This is a genomic window from Komagataeibacter intermedius TF2 (assembly GCF_000964425.1).
Classification (GTDB): Bacteria; Pseudomonadota; Alphaproteobacteria; order Acetobacterales; family Acetobacteraceae; genus Komagataeibacter; species Komagataeibacter intermedius.
Genome location: NZ_BANF01000382.1, coordinates 1 through 348 on the forward strand (window position 1 = coordinate 1; position 348 = coordinate 348).

The following is a 348-nucleotide window of genomic DNA, read 5'->3' on the forward strand; positions in this document are numbered from 1 at the left end:
TTCCATGTGGTCACGACCAGCACGGGCGAGAGGCTGCGGGCGATGACGGTAAAAGCCTGCCGGGCCGTTTCCGCGAGGGCGTCGGCGTCGAAGTCCTCAAGACCGAAATGGGAAACGATCTTGGTGATCTGGTCGGGAACGGGGATCAGGGCTTCGGCGGCCTCGATGGTGATGACAGGCGCGCGCCGGGCCGCTTCCTCGAAGCGGCGGGCGGCGGGGGCCTTCTGGCCCGATTTTGCCTTGCTGGCGGCTTTCTTCTCTTGCGCGGAAGCAAGGGCGGGGGTCATTGTGTTGGTAGCGTTGGACATGAAACTAGCCTTTCTGTCTGGCGTCAGCCCTGTCCGGTGT

At 64.1% G+C, this 348-nt stretch carries 1 pseudogene; it reads right to left on the reverse strand.

The window, feature by feature from the left end:
• Window positions 1-308, reverse strand: a pseudogene (locus B7449_RS17605) (hypothetical protein); the annotation flags it as partial.
• Window positions 309-348 lie beyond the last annotated feature (40 nt).